Origin of the sequence: Chitinophaga sp. (assembly GCF_036569185.1) — a bacterium.
In the GTDB taxonomy this organism is placed as follows: domain Bacteria; phylum Bacteroidota; class Bacteroidia; order Chitinophagales; family Chitinophagaceae; genus Chitinophaga.
The window spans coordinates 1-19501 of record NZ_DATCRD010000349.1; the positions used below are offsets into that span (position 1 = coordinate 1).

General features: G+C 47.3%; 17 protein-coding genes and 1 pseudogene. 10 read left to right on the forward strand and 8 right to left on the reverse strand.

Features of this window, described 5'->3' with window-relative positions; all coding sequences use genetic code 11:
* A partial coding sequence (locus tag VIM72_RS26565) for a VOC family protein (RefSeq protein ID WP_332005845.1) occupies positions 1-280 on the reverse strand: 280 nt, incomplete at its 3' end.
* 247 nt (positions 281-527) lie between these two features.
* Here VIM72_RS26565 and VIM72_RS26570 point away from each other — a divergent pair.
* The 4 genes from VIM72_RS26570 to VIM72_RS26585 all read left to right on the forward strand — a co-directional run bounded on the left by VIM72_RS26570 (position 528) and on the right by VIM72_RS26585 (position 4262).
* Entirely contained in the window at positions 528-1286 is a 759-nt protein-coding gene (locus VIM72_RS26570) for an SDR family NAD(P)-dependent oxidoreductase (protein ID WP_332005846.1), read from the forward strand.
* An 88-nt stretch (positions 1287-1374) separates the two neighbouring features.
* A complete protein-coding gene (locus tag VIM72_RS26575; protein ID WP_332005847.1) occupies positions 1375-2295 on the forward strand; it encodes an AraC family transcriptional regulator in 921 nt (306 codons plus the stop codon).
* Between the two features lie 93 nt (positions 2296-2388).
* Positions 2389-3333 (forward strand): AraC family transcriptional regulator, encoded by a 945-nt coding sequence (locus tag VIM72_RS26580; RefSeq protein WP_332005848.1) that lies wholly within the window; start codon positions 2389-2391, stop codon positions 3331-3333.
* A gap of 83 nt (positions 3334-3416) precedes the next feature.
* On the forward strand, positions 3417-4262 hold the full coding sequence (locus tag VIM72_RS26585; RefSeq protein WP_332005849.1) for an SDR family NAD(P)-dependent oxidoreductase: 846 nt from the start codon (positions 3417-3419) through the stop codon (positions 4260-4262).
* Positions 4263-4375: 113 nt separating this feature from the next.
* Here the strand turns inward: VIM72_RS26585 and VIM72_RS26590 are convergent, their stop codons facing one another.
* Positions 4376-6190, reverse strand: a complete 1815-nt coding sequence (locus VIM72_RS26590; protein ID WP_332005850.1) for a glycoside hydrolase family 2 protein — start codon at positions 6188-6190, stop codon at positions 4376-4378.
* A gap of 168 nt (positions 6191-6358) precedes the next feature.
* Between VIM72_RS26590 and VIM72_RS26595 the strand changes: the two genes are divergently transcribed.
* On the forward strand, positions 6359-6631 hold the full coding sequence (locus VIM72_RS26595; RefSeq protein WP_332005851.1) for a hypothetical protein: 273 nt from the start codon (positions 6359-6361) through the stop codon (positions 6629-6631).
* Between the two features lie 132 nt (positions 6632-6763).
* Here VIM72_RS26595 and VIM72_RS26600 read toward each other — a convergent pair whose 3' ends face one another.
* Positions 6764-7153, reverse strand: a complete 390-nt coding sequence (locus tag VIM72_RS26600) for a hypothetical protein (protein WP_332005852.1) — start codon at positions 7151-7153, stop codon at positions 6764-6766.
* A 394-nt stretch (positions 7154-7547) separates the two neighbouring features.
* On the opposite strand from VIM72_RS26600, the gene VIM72_RS26605 reads away from it, so the two are divergent.
* The 4 genes from VIM72_RS26605 to VIM72_RS32455 all read left to right on the forward strand — a co-directional run bounded on the left by VIM72_RS26605 (position 7548) and on the right by VIM72_RS32455 (position 9825).
* Positions 7548-7835, forward strand: coding sequence for a hypothetical protein (locus VIM72_RS26605; protein ID WP_332005853.1), 288 nt, complete (start codon positions 7548-7550; stop codon positions 7833-7835).
* 85 nt (positions 7836-7920) lie between these two features.
* Positions 7921-8142 carry a hypothetical protein gene (locus VIM72_RS26610; RefSeq protein ID WP_332005854.1) on the forward strand — a complete coding sequence of 74 codons (222 nt, stop codon included), beginning with the start codon at positions 7921-7923 and terminating at the stop codon, positions 8140-8142.
* 63 nt (positions 8143-8205) lie between these two features.
* Positions 8206-9720, forward strand: coding sequence for a redoxin domain-containing protein (locus VIM72_RS26615; RefSeq protein ID WP_332005855.1), 1515 nt, complete (start codon positions 8206-8208; stop codon positions 9718-9720).
* 3 nt (positions 9721-9723) lie between these two features.
* Positions 9724-9825, forward strand: coding sequence for a DUF6734 family protein (locus VIM72_RS32455; RefSeq protein ID WP_414649040.1), 102 nt, complete (start codon positions 9724-9726; stop codon positions 9823-9825).
* 41 nt (positions 9826-9866) lie between these two features.
* Here VIM72_RS32455 and VIM72_RS26620 read toward each other — a convergent pair whose 3' ends face one another.
* From VIM72_RS26620 to VIM72_RS26640, 5 genes are all read right to left on the reverse strand, one after another.
* On the reverse strand, positions 9867-10760 hold the full coding sequence (locus tag VIM72_RS26620) for an MBL fold metallo-hydrolase (protein ID WP_332005856.1): 894 nt from the start codon (positions 10758-10760) through the stop codon (positions 9867-9869).
* Positions 10761-10847: 87 nt separating this feature from the next.
* The gene (locus tag VIM72_RS26625) at positions 10848-11708 is read right to left on the reverse strand and encodes an AraC family transcriptional regulator (RefSeq protein WP_332005857.1); all 861 of its coding nucleotides are present in this window, start codon (positions 11706-11708) and stop codon (positions 10848-10850) included.
* A 133-nt stretch (positions 11709-11841) separates the two neighbouring features.
* A complete protein-coding gene (locus VIM72_RS26630) occupies positions 11842-14016 on the reverse strand; it encodes a TIM-barrel domain-containing protein (RefSeq protein ID WP_332005858.1) in 2175 nt (724 codons plus the stop codon).
* A gap of 63 nt (positions 14017-14079) precedes the next feature.
* The gene (locus VIM72_RS26635) at positions 14080-15825 is read right to left on the reverse strand and encodes a RagB/SusD family nutrient uptake outer membrane protein (RefSeq protein WP_332005859.1); all 1746 of its coding nucleotides are present in this window, start codon (positions 15823-15825) and stop codon (positions 14080-14082) included.
* Between the two features lie 18 nt (positions 15826-15843).
* Positions 15844-18858 (reverse strand): SusC/RagA family TonB-linked outer membrane protein, encoded by a 3015-nt coding sequence (locus tag VIM72_RS26640; protein ID WP_332005860.1) that lies wholly within the window; start codon positions 18856-18858, stop codon positions 15844-15846.
* A gap of 463 nt (positions 18859-19321) precedes the next feature.
* Here VIM72_RS26640 and VIM72_RS26645 point away from each other — a divergent pair.
* Positions 19322-19501: pseudogene (locus tag VIM72_RS26645) on the forward strand (hypothetical protein); the annotation flags it as partial.

Below are 19501 nucleotides of genomic sequence, written 5' to 3' on the forward strand. Positions count from 1 at the left end.
TATATGGCTGCAGGAATTCAGCCAGTCTTTCATAATCGCGGTCAACATCAGCTACCTTAAATTCGATAATGGCTGTTTTGTTTTCAGCGGCTTTGGCAACCTCGTCGCCGCCAAAAGCCTGTAAGGTTTTCGTGCTGCCTATGGCTAAAGTTGCCACCTTCGTCTGCAGCTCAGCAAACTCGGGCGTGTAAAAAGTGAGCGGTGTGCCGGTGATATGGGCATAAAATGCTGTTAAGCGCTGGATGTCGGCGGTAATGATCCTTACGGAGAGAAGATGCATGATTGATTTTTAAATAGTTAAAAAGATCCACAATGACCTGTACGCTGACCGTACAGGAATTATCCACGCAAAAATGGATCTGGGTTGCGACAACAGTATGTCAGCAGCGTAAGCATTTATTTTTTTTATGTGCGATATCCGGGCTGCCTCCCGTTTCCGGTTTGGTTACAAATGTCCTTGATTCGGTTAGCCTGGTTAGCTGGTGATGGTGGAGCTTTGCTTATTCAAAAAACAAAAGCAAAAACACATGGAATCAGCAAACAACCATCCTGTAGCACTGGTCACCGGCGCCAACCAGGGTGTAGGCAATCAAATCGCTAAAGCGCTCGCAGCCAACGGCTATATTGTATATGTAGGATCGCGTAACCTGGCTAACGGGGAAAAGGCTGCCCGCGAGATCGGCGCTGGTGCGCATGCCATTCACCTGGATGTTACCCAGCAATCAACCGTCAGCAGCGCTGCAGCGTATATCGAAAAAGAACAGGGGCGCCTCGACCTCCTGGTAAACAATGCAGGTATATCACACGCCGGCAAACCAGGCCGTACCCTGGAAGAAGTAATGGCAGACAGCCGCCCCAGCATCGCATCGCTGGATGAGATCCGGGCTGTTTGGGAAACAAATGTATTCGGCGTTATTGCCGTTACCCAGGCTATGCTGCCTTTGCTCAGGAAGTCATCAGCTGCCCGTATCGTAAATGTATCCAGCGGCCTTGGCTCACTTACCTGGATAAGTGATCCCAACTGCTGGGCAAGAGAACATTTTGGTGTTGTGTATGCAGCATCGAAAACGGCCCTTAATGCAGTGACGCTGGCCTTCGCTTTGGAACTGGAAAAGGAAAACATTAAGGTCAATGCAACCAGCCCCGGTTTTACGGCGACCGCACTGAACAATTTCCAGGGCACGGACAGCCTGGAGGTAGGTTCCCGTGAACCGATACGCGTGGCATTGGAAACCGATGGTCCAACTGCCGGCTTTACCGGCCCGGACGGACCGCTCCCCTGGTAAAACAGCCATCTTCCCGACTGGAGTATTATCTTATTTATTCATGACCGGCGACTGCAACAGCCGCCGGTCATAGTTATTATCTTTAGGTATGAAAAGTGAAGCGCCAAAGATCATGAAACTGGGATCCATCCCTGAAGTGCACAGGATACTGGGCATACCAGGGCCTGTTCACCCGCTGATCAGTTTACTCGATATGACCGGGGGCCAGGTGAACCTGGGCCGTCTCCCCCACAGCTATATAAACGGTTTTTACAAGGTCACGCTCATTACCAGGCTGGCCGGCAAATTCAAATACGGACAAGGCTATTATGATTTTGACGAGGGAAGCATTTTATTCACGGCTCCCAACCAGGTTGTAGGCAGTACATCCGATTATGCCGGCAATGAGGGCTACTCTCTCATCATTCACCCCGACTTTCTGCAGGGCTATCCTCTGGCCAAAAAGATAAGGCAGTATGGCTTTTTCTCCTATGCGAGCAGCGAAGCCCTGCATCTTTCCGAGCAGGAAAAAGCAACTATGCTTTCGATCTACCGCATCATCGGCGAAGAATTACATAGCCGGATCGATGAACTTAGCCAGGAGGTGATCATCGCACAGGTTGAACTGCTATTGAGCTACGCCAAACGCTTTTACAAACGACAGTTTATAACGCGGCAAGCAGCTACCGGACACCTCCTGCCGCAACTGGAGGAGCTGCTCAACAGTTACTTCGAAGCTGATAAGCCACTCCATCTGGGTGTTCCGACAGTACAATACCTGGCGGAGCAATTGAACTACACGCCCAATTATTTAAGCGACATGCTACGCCTGCTAACCGGCTCTAACGCACAACAGCATATCCATCAAAAGCTGATCGAAAGATCAAAAGAGCTGCTGTCAGGCACCAATCTGACCGTTAGTGAAGTAGCTTACCAGTTAGGTTTTGAACATCCGCAGTCATTCAGCAGGCTGTTTAAGATCAAAACCAACCTCACACCTGCAGCATTCCGGCAGGCTTTTAACGGGTGATATGCATAGAGGCGCACCCCTACGCCCAAATTCCCCAAGGTTTTATGTAACTTTAGCAAGGCACTTATCCCGCAGTAAAGCCATTATACTATTATGGACAATTCTTCGATTCCCAGGATGGAGCTGGAAACCTTTGCAGCCGAAGGTTACAAGACACCATTGCAGCATGTGGAGCATTATCCGGTCAACTCGCGTTATTTTGTGATAGAGAACCGCGATCAGTACCCTGTGAAGGATTACATATCGCCGCATCGCCGCCAGTTCTATAAGATCTTCCATATGACCGCCGGTACGGGAATACTGACCATTGGCCTGCACAAATATGAAATGGGGCCGGGCCAGATCGCATTTCTTCACCCGGATGAGATCATGTCATGGCAGACGACCTCCGCCGAAACCGGCGGCCACTTTTGCCTCGTCCATCCCTCCTATTTCGACCGGGATGCGGAGCATGTCCTGAACCTGCTGCGGCAATACCCTTTTTTTGAAACAGACAAGGCCGTCATCCAGTTAACGCAGGCCCAATCACTTGCGATCAACGGCTATTATGAGCACATGTACCGCGAAGACCGCGGTAATAATGAGGACAAAAAACAGGCGATACTGTTGCAGCTGCAGCTCCTGCTGCTGGAAAGCCAGCGGGCGGGAAAGAACCTGGCCCGGACCGCTGTAACGGAAGGCTTTGGTCATATCTACCGCTTCCTGTCGCTGCTGGAGTCTTCCTTCCAGGTGCAGGACAGGAACGCCATGGTTAAGCTGAAAACAGCAACGGAATTTGCAGACCAGCTGCATGTTCATCCCAACTACCTCAATTCCCTGGTGCGAAACCATACCGGTAAAACGCTCCGCGAACATATCCAGGACCGTTTGCTGCACGAAGCCAAGTCCCTGCTGGTGCAAACTGACTGGGGTATCAACGAGATCAGCGACGGGCTGGGTTTCTCCGGTCAGGCTGCGTTCACATCTTTTTTCAGAAAAAAAGAAAATGTCTCACCCTCTGCGTTCCGTAAATCGGCCTTGCCTCTTTCCCATCTTTGAAATTCGCAAAATACCCTGCTGTTCAGATAAACACTGCCAGTCGGAATAGGCTCAACTTTGTATCAAATAAAAATGATCACAAAATGAGCACACAAAAAGTATGGTTCGTTACCGGAGCCTCCAAAGGATTAGGATTGTCACTCGTTAAACGCCTGCTGACAGAAGGCTACAAAGTAGCCGCTACATCAAGAGACGCTGAAGCGCTGCGCCGCGAAGCAGGTAATGACAGCAGCGATTTTCTCCCGCTCCAGGTGGATTTAACCGATAATGCAAGTGTTGGTAAGGCGGTTTCGGATATTATTGCCAAACTCGGCACCATCGACGTAGTAGTGAATAACGCCGGCTACGGCCAGCTGGGAACCCTCGAAGAGCTCACCGACGAAGAAGCCCGCAAAAACTTTGATGTAAACGTATTCGGCTCCCTGAACGTTATCCGCAATGTGATGCCTGTATTCCGGAAAAAAAGAGCGGGCGCGTTCTTCAATATTTCATCCATAGCGGGTTTCCTGGGCACATTTCCCGGTTGGGGCATTTATAATGCGACAAAGTTTGCGGTAGCAGGATTCACTGAAGCGCTTTCCGCAGAAACCAAATCAATGGGCATCTCAGCTACCATTGTATACCCCGGCTATTTTAAAACCAATTTCCTGCTGCAGGGATCACTGCGCACAGCGGCACATCCCATTGCAGACTATAAAGAGGCCAGGGAGCTTGAAGTTATTCATAACGACCAGATCATCGGCAACCAACCAGGCGACCCGGAAAAAGCCGCTGCTGCTTTAATCAGGGTAGCGGAAATGAAAGAGCGCCCGTTGCACCTTTTCCTTGGTTCCGATTCCTTTGGCATGGCACAAAATAAACTCCAGGCTGTTCAAAGTGACCTGGGTGCTTTTGAGCAGGTCAGCAGATCCACTGATTTTAAGGCATAAACCAGAACGGCAGCAAAACAACCGGCCTCATTTGCGGTTGGTTGTTTTGTTGTCCTGCTGATATTTCACAGGTAAATTGAATTAAGATGATAAACAACGTACGTTCGTGAGTGTTAATGCTCCCGGGCATTCATTTTCACGGCTTCATCTATAACCGCCTCATTAACCTCTTTCACCCTCTCCACCTGCATCTTCTCCACCTTTCTGTCATAAGTCAGTACGCCATTCACTTCATGCTCCACATCTGTTGTTTGCGTATAAATGGCCACACTAAGACCCTTGTATTTCATAAGCTGCTCCACCTGTTCCATTAAAAGAACGTAGCGGTCTGTAAGTGCAGCCTGGGTAGGCTCGTAAGCATATGCATTATTTTCAACAGGCCACATATGCCCGCGGGTGAACAATCCAACGCCGCCAAATTCGCCCAGTGATGCAGCACGTTTATTGTCCGGTACAGATGCGCCGTAAGGCCCTACATAAATATGGGTATCTACATAATCCCCGTTTCCCGGATCGCCATAAGGCTTTTGATAGCTCGGATTATTATTAAACCCTGAATTACCGTTCACCAGCCGGGAGGGATCATAGGCTTTAACCCAGTTGGTAATTTCTTTCACATCGAATGCGCCCCAGTTCTCGTTAAAGGGCACCCAGGTTATGATGGAGGGTGAATTGTAATGTTCATCGATGATTGCTTTCAGCTCCTGGCGGAACACTTTCCGGGTGACCGCTGTATCTTCATGCTGGTACCAGGTAGCCGGCATATCCTGCCAAACCAGCAGCCCCATTTTATCAGCCCAGTAATAAAAACGCTGCGGTTCGGTTTTCATATGTTTCCGGATAAGATTGTACCCTGCTTTTTTGGTGAACGAAATATCAAACTTCAACGCATCCTCTGTTGGCGCGGTCAATACACCATCCGGCCAGTAACCCTGGTCCAGCAATCCCAGCTGCATAACAAATTTTCCGTTCAAAAGCGGCCTCACAACACCGTTTAGCTTACCAAGCTTTATATCCCGCATTCCGAAGTAACTCTTTACCTCGTCTGCAACACTGCCATCGGGATTGTAAAGTGTTAGTTTAAGATCGTAAAGAAAGGGCGTATCAGGCGACCATAACACGGGCTTTTCGATGGGCAGATAAAAATACGAGCCCGCCGCTGCATCTACCTGGGAAACGGTTTTATGGCCATCGGAAGCCGCTGCTACTATCTTATTTGCACCATTACTGTTAACGAATACTTTTAAACGCCGGCCGTCAACATCCGGAAGTAAGCGGATGCTTTTTATGTAGTTGCTGCTTACCGGCTCCAGCCACACGGTTTGCCATATTCCGGAAGTAAAGGTATAATCGCCCCGGGGGCCATTTTTCCCGGAGGGCGTTCTCCCGTCATTCAGGTCCTGTGCCGCAACAACGAGCGTATTTGAACCACTTTTTAAAAACGGGGTGATATTGAAATTAAACGCATCGTACCCTCCTTCGTGGGCGCCGGCCTTTTTCCCATTTATGAACACCGTAGCGTTATGGTCAACTGCACCAAAATGCAGGATGATCTGTTTACCTTTCCAGGCTGCCGGCAGCTCAAATGTTCTTTGATACCACATATTTATTTCCTGTTTCCGCCGGATACCGGATAAAAAAGATTCAGGACAATAGGGCACCAATATTTTTTCATGCACCCCCTCAAATGAAGCAGGCGCTTGCGGATGAAGGGCAACAGGCGCCCCTTTACCACCCTGGTAATCCCATTTCCCGTTCAGGCACATCCATTCATCCCTTTGCAGCTGAGGCCTCGGATATTCTGACAGCGGAACAGATGCCTGCATGGCGTCGTTTGTCCATGGTGTGGGCAGCTGTGCATCCTGTGCGGAGACATTCAAATATCCTGTTATCAGTAAGGCTATCAGTAAGGTGTTATAATATTTCATACTACCAGTATAATACAAATATTTTAATTCAATTTGGTTTAAAATATTTGCGGCCCATGGACAGGTATCTCTTTTAAAGGGCTACCCACGTGTTACTCTTGTGCAAAAATCTTTAACTATTTCTTATGGAATATTTCTACTCACGCATCTCTTTTCAAACTACCTTTTATGCTACAGAGATCTCATCTGCTGCTGGCCGCATGTTTGTGCGCCGGTAGTACGCTTTATGCGCAGCAAAAGGAGCGGGTGAAGCCACCGCCACCGGTTGTGGAGAAAGGGGTTCCTGCTAAAAACAGCGCCACTCCTCCGAAAGTAAAAACAACCGGCATGCAATCCGCAAAGCATGTTCCTCCTCCGCCACCACCGCCAGCTCCTCCGTCAACAAAAACAAAACCAGTCCCTCCTCCTCCGCCTCCTCTTCCGCCAAAGAAAGCGTCTTAGTAAACAGGGTCTCGCAGCGAGGCCCTGTTTTTCGTATACCGTTCCGTTGTTCCTTTCATTTTTTCATGTACACAATTTCAGATCTATGATTGACTATACCTGCAGGCATCTTTAAGTCTTCGAAAAATGCCCCTACAGCGTCACTTCATGATAAAGGGTTCCAGCCGGTTGATGGTTGCCCCCCTGGCCTTCATTGATGCGCAGGTCTTTAATGATCCATAACATCTGCATGCCATCTTCCTTATAAACATTCCTGAGCATATCATTCACAAAATCCTGCAGAAAAGATGTATAAGGCTTGTCCGGCACAGCATAAACCACATCATATGAAAGGCCTTTCTGCACATACCCCAGCAGGCTGGTATCCGCACATACAGGGATCACTTTGACGCCCGACAGGCGGATAAGCGTTTCACCTTTGACCCGGTATTGTTTGGCATTCAGCCGGATGGTTTTAACCTTTTTGACTTTAGGGGATCCAATAGTATCGGCCGATTGGGCAAAAATGACAACGGCCTGCATAAATACCAATACTACAGTTAACAAATATTTCTTAGGTGAATTGAATGAGGTTTTATGCCGCTCTTTGATGTGTTCATTAAGCTCTTTATTATTTCAAACCCGGTTAGCTACCTACTTGTTTATTAATTTAATTGTTTTTATTTTAGTATCACTCAGGTTAGCCTAAGCCTCAAATAACCGGGCATAACTTATTTTCCACGATCATTTCAAACACTTGTTGAAATGCAGCAACTATTCGTCAAGCCAGATGGGCTAAGCAGGTATTATCAGCTGCCAGGCATCCACCAGGTAACGGATCTGAAATATTTCTTTTCTGTATAAGCACACTTTTAACCCATAATACAACCCAATGGCCATCTTAAAGCATATAAAACGCCTAAAATACATTGACTATATGATAAAACGGAAAGCCACGGGAGACCTGGAGGATTTTGCCCGTAAGAATGGCTTATGCAAAAGAGCCATGACAGACGTTTTAACCGAAATGAAAGAGCTGGGCTTTCCCATTAAATATGACCGTATGAGAAAAACCTATTATTACGATGAGCTGGGAGAAATGGTAAAACACCTGTTTGCTAAAGAAGGTCAAACACCAGGGGAACAGGTAACAGCCATAACTGGTAAAGATGACGATCTTTGCTTTTCTGAAATAACTGTTTTTGAGCTTTGCAGGAATGTTTAAGAATTGAGCTCATGGCAAATATACTGCTACGAAGGCTTTTAATTTTGAAAAGTTAAATCAATTATTTACCTCAAAAATTAAAGCCATGAAAAAACTGAGATTAAAAGCGCTGGACTTAGGCGCAACAGAATTGCTGACCAGGGAGCGGCTGAGAACCATATTAGGTGGTGGCAGTGGTAGTGGCGGTAGTGGCGAAGCCTGTACCAATGCGTGCGGAGGAACCCTCGGCAGCTGCCCGGATGGGAAGAAGTGTACTTCTGAAACGTGCCCGGGCGAGCCGGATTTCACTCACACGGTATGCGTGTAAGTTAAACCTGTTTGCAGGCAGCAACTATTATGTTGTCCTGCAAACAGTACTTAATAGGAATTAATGATGAATGTTAAAGTATATACGATCTTATTACTAATAGCTTGTTTCACCGGGCGGGTACTTGCACAAAAGCCTGTCCGGATGGGGCCCGCATCTGCTGAAGAAATAAAAAAAGCACAGGCAGCAGTAACGGCTGACCTGAACAACCTTACAGCACATAGAAAGTATATCTATGCCATGGGCCTGGAGAATCCGCTGCTTGTGCCGCAGTATAAAACATGGATGAGTGAACATCCGGAAAATGTAAAGATCCCGTTAGCTATCGGTACCGCTTATTATAATGCCGAGATGCCACAGGCAAAGGATTTTTTACTTAAGATCACCGAAATGGAGCCGCAAAATGCTAACGTATGGTCTATGCTTTCAGCAGATGCAGGTATGAGGGGGCAAAACGATCTGTCTAAAGAATATCTTAAAAAGGCTATGCTTGCGGCCCCTTCAGATGCCGGTTACGCGGCAAATTATGTGATGTCTTTCCAGGATGGTGATCCGGATGATTTTAAGCAGAAAGTTCTTGATCTTGTCAGGCGCTTCCCGGAAAGCGGGCAAGCTGCCAGGGCCTTATATTGGCTGGCGGTACGTACCGTGGATCTTAATGATAAGATTAACTATTACGAACAGCTCCGCAAATTATACCCTCCTCAAAAGTTTGACTGGTCGGCATCCGGGATGACGGGATTAACCGATATCTATCTGCAAACGGATCCTGAAAAAGCCCTGGCGTTAATTAATGATATGGGAGAAGAAAACGATTGGAAGATCAGAAAACAGGTGGCTGAATCCTTAATACGGATCAATAAAATGGAGCAGGCGCAAAACTATAAAGCGGCTATAACTGAGGTTGACCAGGTAAAGCTTCCCAAGTTCAACTACCTTAATAACTATATAGTATTGAAGCGGGCTTCTTTGCTGGAAAAAGCCGGCGATGTTAAAGCTGCCTATGATAGCCTTGCTATAGCATTTGCAAAACTACCCACTGACCAGCTTTACACCGCACTGGAATTGTATGGAAGGAAAACAGGAAAGAAGCAGGAGCAAGTGGATAAAGATATTGAGATGATCCGGAACAGCACGGCCATTCCTGCTTATCCGTTTGAGCTGGGCCTTTATACCAGTGATGGCAAGTTAAACCTGCGCAACCTGAAGGGAAAAGTGGTATTGCTTACTTTCTGGTTTCCGGGCTGCGGCCCCTGCAAGGCAGAATTCCCGCACTTCCAGGCCGTTATTAATAAGCTTAAAAATGAAAAAGTAGTATATCTCGGGATCAACGTATATCCTGAGCAGGACCCATATGTGATACCCTTTATGCAAAACAGCAGGTATTCATTTACCCCCTTACGCGGCACCTCAGCCTTTGCCGAAAAATACTATGGTGTACAGGGCGAGCCGGAGAACTTCCTGATAGATAAAGATGGAAAGATCATTTTTAAAAATTTCCGTATCGATGACACGAATCACCGCACACTGGAATTGATGCTATCCTCATTGTTGCAAAAAGCTCCGCAAAGCAATTAATTTATGGTGATCTGCCAAACGTTATGGCCCCATAATAAAAAGATCCCGGAAGATAGTTTTGGATGGCTCACCCCTCAGTATCATTTAATGAGCTGGGCGCTGTGAGTGCTTCAAATGAGCGGTACTGCTACCGCTCATTTGTGAATTTACTTTTCTTCCCAGTCCTTTTTCAGATAGTAAGCCAGGTAAATATCTATAAGCTTCGTACCCCCATAATCCGGGTAAGCTGCCAATATCTTAGCCTTATATTCCTCTTTTGATTTGGATGCAGCCAATGTTTTGTCCACAAAATCCAGATAATCCAGGTCTTCCTTCAGTATGGAACGGCCGGCAGGCTCGCCATGTCCCGGAAGTATGATCTTATACTCACTTTCACGCTCTATTTTTCTTAATGCTTTACGCCAGCCGTCCTGGCTACCGGATATAAACAAGTGGACCTTATTATAAACGATGTCCTGGGCAATGTAGGTCTTTACTTCGGGGATCTTAATTACCAGGGATACTGCATCCTCATTGTCAAGGGATCTTTCAAAGATGAATGTTACGCCGTCTATAACTTCTTTCCCTTCTTTTTGTACATGTGCAGGTATATTCAAAGTTTTGGCAATAATTCCCCCGAATTGTTCCTGTCTTTGTTTCAACACCTGCTGACCTTCTTTTTCAATGTGCTGCTTTGTTTCCTCGAGTGCGTAAACCTGCACATCCGGGAAGGCATCGCCAAAGCCCAGGTAGTGATCCGGATGATCGTGTGAAATATAAAATCTTGTAACCGGCTTCTTTAAACTATCTGTCAGCATTTTCAGCTGCTGCGCATAGGGCGCAAAGAACTGCCCGTCCACAACGATCAGCTCATGAGGTAACTCAATAACATGGCTGGTATTGGCAAACATCTCCGGTGGGGATACCAGGGTGTATATTTTTATCCGCTGATCCTGCGCGGCCAGGTGAACGGATGCTTTACGCAGTTCCTGTGAATTGGCCTGGTGCTGTGTTGTGAGCCCAAGCGCAAGGAGTGTTATGGTCTTTAGTTTGTTTGTCATCGTAATTGTTTTTACTGTTTGATTAATTACGATACAAAGCTACCCTGAAGCACTCCCTACAGCGTTATCAATATGCATTAGTTGTTATCAATCTGCATACTGTGCCCTAAAGGCGGCCGGCGAAACCTTAGCCAGGGATTTAAAGAAGCGGACAAAATTGGAAGGGGCCGAAAAGTTGTGCTCATAGCTGATCTCAGCGATCGTTTTATTGCCGCCCAGCAGCTCGTTTTTGCAGGACTGCAACAGTTCATTACGTATGATCATATTGGCGTCTTTACCAAATGCTTCATGACACAGCTGGTTTAAACGGTTACGGTTTATTTTAAGCAGCTCCGCATATTCTTTGACCGTTTGTTTTTCCTGTATATGCTTCTTCAGCAGCTCCCTGAATTTCAGCATACCGGTATTCTGGTACAGGTTCCCTTTCAATTGATAGCAATCAGTATACCGGCGGTTCAGCAGAATAAGCAGCTGGTACAGGTAAGCCCTTAGCAGGTGCTGGCTATCGAAGGACTGATTCCTTATTTCCTCCATGATCCTGTCGGATAAGGACTGAAAGAAAGGTATATCATTGCTTTGCAGTGGCAATACAGGCGGTGAATCATAATTCCCGAAATAGTACAGGCGGTGAAGGAACAGGTGGTCTTTCAGGAAAGTTTCCATAAACTCGCCTTCAAAGATCACCACCTTGCAATCATGCATTGCATGCAGGTTCCAGATCCTGGGACGGGCAGGTGGTATGAACAGCACAGCAGGGCTTTCAAAATCAAGCCGGCTGCCTTCCAGCATGATGGAACCATTGCCTTCCAAAAAAAGAAAGATCTCGTAAAAAGTAGTAGCATGTACTTCTTTCATCGCAATACTGCGGCCGGCTATATCGGAAAGGTTAAAGCAATCCACCAGCAGCTCCTTTCCATATTTATACTTGTGGAAGTGAAATTTCAACATAAGCCCCGGCAAAATAAGGGAAGTAACAGCCAAAACAAAAAAAGGCATGTAAACTGATATTCAGTATTACATGCCTGGCTCAACTATTCGTAAACGTACCGGTATGAAATTTTTGAAGAACCTGCGAAGTTACTTATTGAGCATCCGTTCTTAACGTACCGCTCTTTAAGTTTACCGGGCCTGAATAACTCCGCCCGTTTTTAATAACTACGGCCTTAACCTGGTGAATGTCTTTGTTAATGTTGTATTTGCCCTGGCTGGATGTTAGCTTAATTTGGGTCACTCCATTTTTTTCTGTTGCCTGAAACCGGAGCAGGCAATAATCATCCTTTTTAAAACCCCAGCCTTCACCGGCATCCCAATAAAGCTCGCCACTGGCTTTACCCTGGCTATCCAGGCATATAAATAAGGTCAGCTGATCGATGGAAGGTTCGCCGGTATGCTGAATGATCTTTCCTGCAGGAATAATGCTGCCGCCTTTGATCAGCAATTTTGCCTGGTATGGATCTGTGCCATCGCCATCAATAAGACTTAAAGGTTCCCAGATCCCTTTGGGCAGCTGCGGATCTTTGGCAAATGAAGGCACCACCAGCAAATTTTTTCCAAGCAAAAATACCTGGTCCTCTGCCCTTAGCCTTACATCCGCAGGGTCATCAAAAAACACAGGGCACATTAAAGGCAACCCGGTTTTATGCGCGTTATAGAATAAGGTGTAGAGGTAAGGCAATAAACGATACCGCCGTTCAAGCGCTATCCGTGATGTTTTTTCAATATCCGCACCAAATGCCCAGGGCTCTTTGTCATTGGTTCCGGCGCAGGCATGGCCCCTGGCAAAAGGCATAAACACGCCAAAGCCCAGCCATTTCGCCCACAGATCGGGCGAAGTGTTGCCTAAGAAGCCCCCAATATCAGGGCCGCTGAAAGGCTGGCCTGATAAGCCCAGCGTAATTGACATGGGTACGGAAACTTTCATGAACCGTTCATCGGCATAGTTATCACCCGTCCAGGTGGCGGCGTAACGTTGCCCGCCAAGCAGGTTTGCACGCGTTAAAATAAAAGGACGCTTATCGGGTTTCACAGCCATAAAACCTTGCCGGGTAGCTTCCACCATCAACCGGCCGTAAGCGTTATGATATAACAGGTGCGGCCCTGCCGGTAAGCCATCGCCACCACGATGCGGCGTGTTGTATGGCATAGTGCCCAGGCGAAGGAAGCTTTCAGGCAGATCATTATCATTAACAGCAGGTTCGTTCATATCATTCCATATGCCATCCATGTCATTTGCCAGGAAGTTGCGATACAAACCGGCCCACCACTGCCGGGTGCGGGGCATGGTAAAATCCGGAAAGGCGCAATCGCCCGGCCAAACTTTCCCGTGATATTCTTTTCCAGCAGTGTCTTTCACCCAAACATCCTTTGCGGCGCCAGACTGATACACGGAATAAGTGCTGTCGAACTTAACACCGGGATCGATCATAAAAACCGAATGAAAACCTTTTGCATGCAGATCGGCATTTAGTTGTTTAGGATTCGGGAAATTATTTTTGTTAAAGGTGAATACCCGGTACCCATCCATATAGTCGATGTCCATCCACACGGCATCGCAGGGGATCTGCTTTAAGCGAAAAGTATCGGCAATCTCCCGTACCCGTTGTTCCGTGCCATATGAGAACCGGCATTGATGATACCCCAGGGCCCACCTGGGTGGCATTTCAATAGTGCCGGTTAATTCAGCCAATCCTTTCAGCACATCCTGCGGCGATTTGCGGTCGATCACGAAAACACGGAACAAGGCGCCCTCTGTATTAAATTCAATTTTATCCGGGTTAGTGGTCAGCGCTGACTTCCACGGACTGTCAAAAAGGATCCCAAAAGCAGTTCCATCTTTTCTAACACCTAACACCCAGGGGTGGGTTTGATAAAGGCGTTTGCCATCATCTGTTCCGTAAGCGCCGTTATCGGTGTTCCAGAGCTTAATGGTTTGGCCATTCCTTAACAGCGGGCCGGTTACTTCACCGCCGCCATACAGGCTGATGTCGCCTTTTAAACGAACACTGGCACTTGCTTTACCATCTGTTAAGAAAAATTCAGGAACAATGTTCCAGCTTGCCGGCACAGCACCCTGTATAACAGGATTGCCTTTCAGCATGAGTGATGGCGTTTTGGAAACATCAAACCCTGCCGGGATAAACGTTGCGATTGAATTACCTACAAGGCCCGAGCGCTGAACCGGAATGTGTTGCGCCTGCGCTGCGGAGCAAATAAGAATAGAAAGGATAAACAGGTAACACTTTGACAATAGAGACATGAATTGAATGTTCATTTAAAACCAGCTGCCCCGGATCCGGGGCAGCTGGCATATAGTGGTGTATTAATTACTATAACCTGGGTTTTGTACAAATTGCGGGTTAACAGCCATAATATCGCGGCCTATCGGGAATATCGCCGTGTGGTTGTCGGCATCCGGTTTTTTATCCCACCAGGTGCCGGTATTAAATACGCCCCAGCGGATCAGATCCGTACGGCGGCGGTTCTCACCTAAAAATTCACGGCCCCATTCATCCAGCATTTCCTGGTCATTCAGCTGGCTGCCATCGGTTTTATACAAACTGGGTGAACCTGCAGGATAATTCCGCTGACGCACTGCATTCAGCAGTATTGCGGCAGCACCCTTATCGCCGGCCCGGTATTTACATTCAGCCAATGTATAATAGATCTCCGACAAACGGATCTCCGCATAGGCAGATGTGATACGGTTAGGATCGGGGGTTGGGTATAAAGGATATTTAACCATGAACACACCTGAGTTGTGATCGGCATGATTCATATTTGATTCCTTATCCCCAATCCGGGTTCCGGGTTTTGCATCCAGGAACCAACCTACCTGGTCACGGATAAACAGCGCGTAAGGGCCTTTATTACCGCGAACAGTATCGGGCTTTGGTACGCCGTTCACAAGGCGCTGAAAGGGCAGGTAGCCGTACAGGAACATGCCTTCGCGTTTACTGTCGCCCAGGTTTTTGTAAAGCTTCAGGCGATAGTCGTCAGGATAACGCTGGAACTTAACGAAAGGTTTGCCCAGCTTAAAGCTGTATTCAACGCTATCCACATCCCTCCCGGGCTGCAGCGCATATCTCGGGTTAGCCTGGCCAAAATCCGTGAAGCCGCAATACAAGGGAGCTGCATCATAGGTTACACCCCAGAAGAACATGCCGCCATCATACTGCCAGTGCGTGCGTGCAAGGGTGGATGGGAAGCCATAAATGGTTTCTGAATTAAGTGAAGTATTGGTATAATCAAACGGCGCATCCCAGCGGGTATCCAGCTGATAGCTGCCGTATTTACCGTTGATGATGTCCTGGCAAACCGTGGCGCAATCACCGAACTTGTCCTGGTCTATATACACTTTGGCATTCAGGTACAGGCGTGCCAGCAGTGCTGCTGCCCCGGCCTGTGTCCACCGGCCAATGCCATTGCTGCCTAATGTTTCGCGTTTGGGCAGATCGGGCAGCGCGGCTTTGAGCTCTGATTCAATATAGGCGAACATTTCAGCCGGCGGTGACTGCTTGTTAGCAGTAGTGGTATTTTTTACGTCCGTTACGATCTCAATATTGCGGTAAAAATCAAATGCTCTTAAATAAAACCAGGCTCTTAATGTTCTGAGCTCGGCTTTAAAATCTGCCAGCTCGGTGGCTGTAATGCTCAGCTTTGCGGGATCTGTGATCCCTTCCATATCCTGCAGCGAGTTGGTGGCAAGTACAATGCCCTGGTAAAAAGCCGTCCAGGCGCCGCTGGTAAAACCATCCTGCGTGGTCCACGTATGATAGTGCATACGCTGGTAATAGCCGCCATCCTGCCAGTCGCCCTGGCGGTTGTAGGTGCCTATTTCGTCGGTACTATTCTCGCCTACGGCATAAACATCATTCCCCTGGATGCTCCAGTAGGCGTGTTCAAATGGCCGTAAAAAGTCCCTGATCACATCATCGCGCCGGGTGAGGAACTGTCCTGCATCCACTTTGTCATAAACAGTTTCATCCAGTTTTGTGCAGGCGCCTAAAAACAACGCGGTGCTCAAAGCGGTATTTACTATATATTTTTTATAATTCCTTTTTTTCATTACTTACCGGTTAATTGTTTAGAATGTAGCCTGTATGCCTGCCAGTATCTGGATGGTGGCCGGGTAAAAGTTCATGTTATAAGTGTTCGTACGCGGATTACCCTGAACACCAGGTGTGATGTCATTCACCGGGTACAGGTCGGGATCGCCGCCTGTAAAGCTGGTAAAGGTGTGCAGGTTACTTACCGCTCCATAGATCCTGATGGCCTGCAGGTACTTGGAGTTAACCGAATAATTATACCCCAGCGTTATGTTATCGATCTTAACAAAGGAACCTGATTCCAGGAAATAATCTGAGGCAAGCGCCGTGGTGGCCGGATTCGTAAGCTTTGAATATTTGCTTTTCGGATCGTAGGCCGATTTTAAAGTATTTGCATCGGTTTGTGTGGCCGGTGTGCCCAGGTAAAAAGCCTGCATGTTGAACAGCTTATATCCAAAATTCCCCCGGAGGAAAATGTTAAGATCCCAGTTCTTATAGGTGAATACATTGCCCAGTGAGCCGGTTACTTTAGGAAGGCCGTTGCCCACAAACTGCTTGTCATCTGCATTGGCCTGGTTGGCGGGCACTATGGTTCCATCTTTTTTATAAACCAGCAGTGAGCCGTTTTCATCCACACCGGCTGATTTTAACATATAAAAGTCCCCGATGCGGCGCCCTTCCTGCAAACGCTGGATGGTACCCGGAGAACCCGGAGCAGGCAATCCTGCCATATCCCGGTAGGGATCACCGTGGTAAAGCTTATTAGAGAAGGAAACGAATTTATTGTTGTTATAAGCGGCTGCAAATGACAGGTTGTAGCCAAACTCCTTGCGCCGTATCACTGCTGCGCTCAGCTGCAGCTCTATCCCTGAGTTTTTCATGGTGCCTACGTTGGCAAAGGTTTCCGTTTGCGGGTTGGGCGGAAGCGGTACCCTGTAGTTGGCCAGCAGGTCTTTGTTCGTACGCACATAATAGTTCAATGAACCTGATATGCGGCTGTCGAGTATTTCAAAGTCGATGCCTGCGTTAAAATTGATCGCTTTTTCCCAGCCCAGGTTAGGGTTCACGTTCTGCGATGGACCGTATACCTGGTAGGTTTGACCATTGAAAGCAAAATATCCGTAACCGCCGTACAGGATCAGTGACTTGTAGCTGTCAAAATCCTGGTTACCGGTAATGCCGTAATCTGCTCTTAGCTTCAGGTCGTTCAGCCAGCTGATCTTATCCTGCAGAAAGCTTTCGTCGGAAATGCGCCATGCCACAGAAACTGCAGGGAAGTTACCCCACTTGTTGGCGGCGCCAAATTTTGATGAGCCTTCATGCCGGAGGCTTGCGGTTAATATATATTTATTATCAAAATCATAATTCACCCTGCCGTAGAAGGAAGCCAGGCGGGAATCATTCTGGGTGGATGATACAGCGTCCTGCCCATTGCCCTTATCGCCGCCATTCCAGGTGCCGGAGCCCAGGTTGTTCCACAGGAACGCATCGAACGGAAAATCAAAGTTATGAGCCCTGAATTGCTGGTAATTGAAATAGCTATATGAATAGCCGCCGAGTACCTTAACGTGGTTTCTTTTAATGTTAAGCGCATAATTGATCGTCCATTCGATGTTCCGCTGGTCGTTATCTATCTGTTCCTGTGAAGCTTCGTTGGTTTTGGTCACCTGCCCTGAGTGCACAATAGTTGTCAGGGTAGAGGGCCGGAAATTCAGGTTCTTATAAGATGATTTAATAGTAGATACCGTTACCGTTGAAAACAGGTTCTTCATAAGGTTCACTTTCAGGGAGCCGCTCATATCCAGCTCCTTTATCTGCGCCTCACTTTTAATAAGCCTTGCATTTTCAACAGGGTTGTTTGAGAAAAACCCGGTATTAATAAAATTATATTTCCCCGTACTATCGTAAATAGGGATGGTTGGATTCAGCGTAATGGCGTTGTTGAAATTCCCCTGGTCGGAGTTGCTGGTATGCATGTACCTGGGTGCAACGTTCAGGGAAACGGTATAAACATCGCTTTTTGAAGTATGGTTCACGTTCAGACGGGCGCCGTATTCCTTTTTATAGGCGCGCAGGTCAATACCATTGGCATTCCGGTAGTCGGCAGAGGCAAAATAGTTGTCGTTAGGTGTTCCGCCGGAGATCTGTAAGGTATGCTTTTGTGCATAGGCTGCCTGGCGGGTAACAGACTTCATCCAGTCGGTATTCCCTCCAAATTCAAAACCGCGGGGTGTGGAGGCATTGATGCGGTTTTTACGGAACTCATCGGGACTAAGCACATCCGGCACCATTGTGAGCCGGTCCATGGTCACATAACCATTGTAAACCAGCTTTGATTCGCCGCTGCCTTTTTTAGTGGTAATAATGATAACACCGTTCCCGCCGCGCGTACCATAAATAGCCGATGCCGCACCGCCTTTAAGCACGTCTATCGATTCAATATCGTTCTGGTTAATATTATCAATATTACCTCCCGGCACCCCGTTTATAACGTATAAGGGCCCTAAACCGGCGCTGCGGGAGGATACCCCGCGCAGCTGAATGCTGGGAGAAGAGTTAGGATCGGCCGTGGAGGTATTGGAGATGGTAAGCCCCGCCACCTTTCCCTGTAAGGACATTAAAGGGTTGTTGGCAGCCACCGTTTTCAGGTCTTTGGCGCTTATGTGCGTTATTGCGCTGGAAACTTCCCTTTTATTCAGGGTACCGTACCCCACGCTCACCACTTCAACGCCTTCAAGCAGCTGGCTGGAGAGCGCCAGCTTAACCACTAAGTTGTTCTGATCGGTAATGGGAATTGTTTGTGTGGCATAGTTAATGGAAGAAAAAATGAGTTCACTGGCAGCTGCCGGCAATGGTAACCGGAAAGAACCGGTTGCATCTGTAGTGGTTCCGGAGCTGGTTCCTTTAATTCTGATGGTTACCCCTGGTAACGGAGTGGCCGAAGCCGAATCAATTACTCTCCCATCTATAACCCTGTTTTGCGCAGCTGCCGGGTAGGCGAAGGCAAAGATTAAGGCGAAAGCACTTAATAATCGTAGAATTTTTTTAAACATAACGGTCTGCTTGATTGGTTCATTAACGCGGACATTCATCGTTCATCGCTGCAGCGGATGATTGTTGACTTCCATGCCAGTCACGGCTTTTTCTTTGGCGGGTCCAAATTAAATCACGAATCAGGCGAGTGATGCCGTCGGGGCGCAGCCTGATCCAAAAATCTAAACTTTTAAAAACTTAAATATCTGGCAATCAATATATTGATGGGCCGACTGTACCGAAAAATCTAAGGCTTTCAGGCACGTTTTCACTCAATTACACGGCAAAAAGCCGTACTTTTAGCCGCATAAAATCACCAGGATCAGCTATTAAAGCATCAGGATTATTTCAGAAAAACGAAAATGGCCGGTACTGCATTTTTAAAAATGGACTGATCATTCCGGGTCGAAAAACAATGATTGGGGGACTACCGTTATACCGGGCGGCAGATTACGCATTACTTAAATTAGATCTCAGATCTATATGAATAAAATATTACTTGTTATACTTTTCCTGCTCGCGGGTTTAAATGGATATGCACAAAACAAAAAATCAGACAGCCTTTTAACCGTCCTGAAATCTGAGATTGCCCGGGAAAATATTTACAACCAGGAAAAAGAAAAACGGATAAACAGGCTGCAGCTTCAGCTGCTTCATACCAAC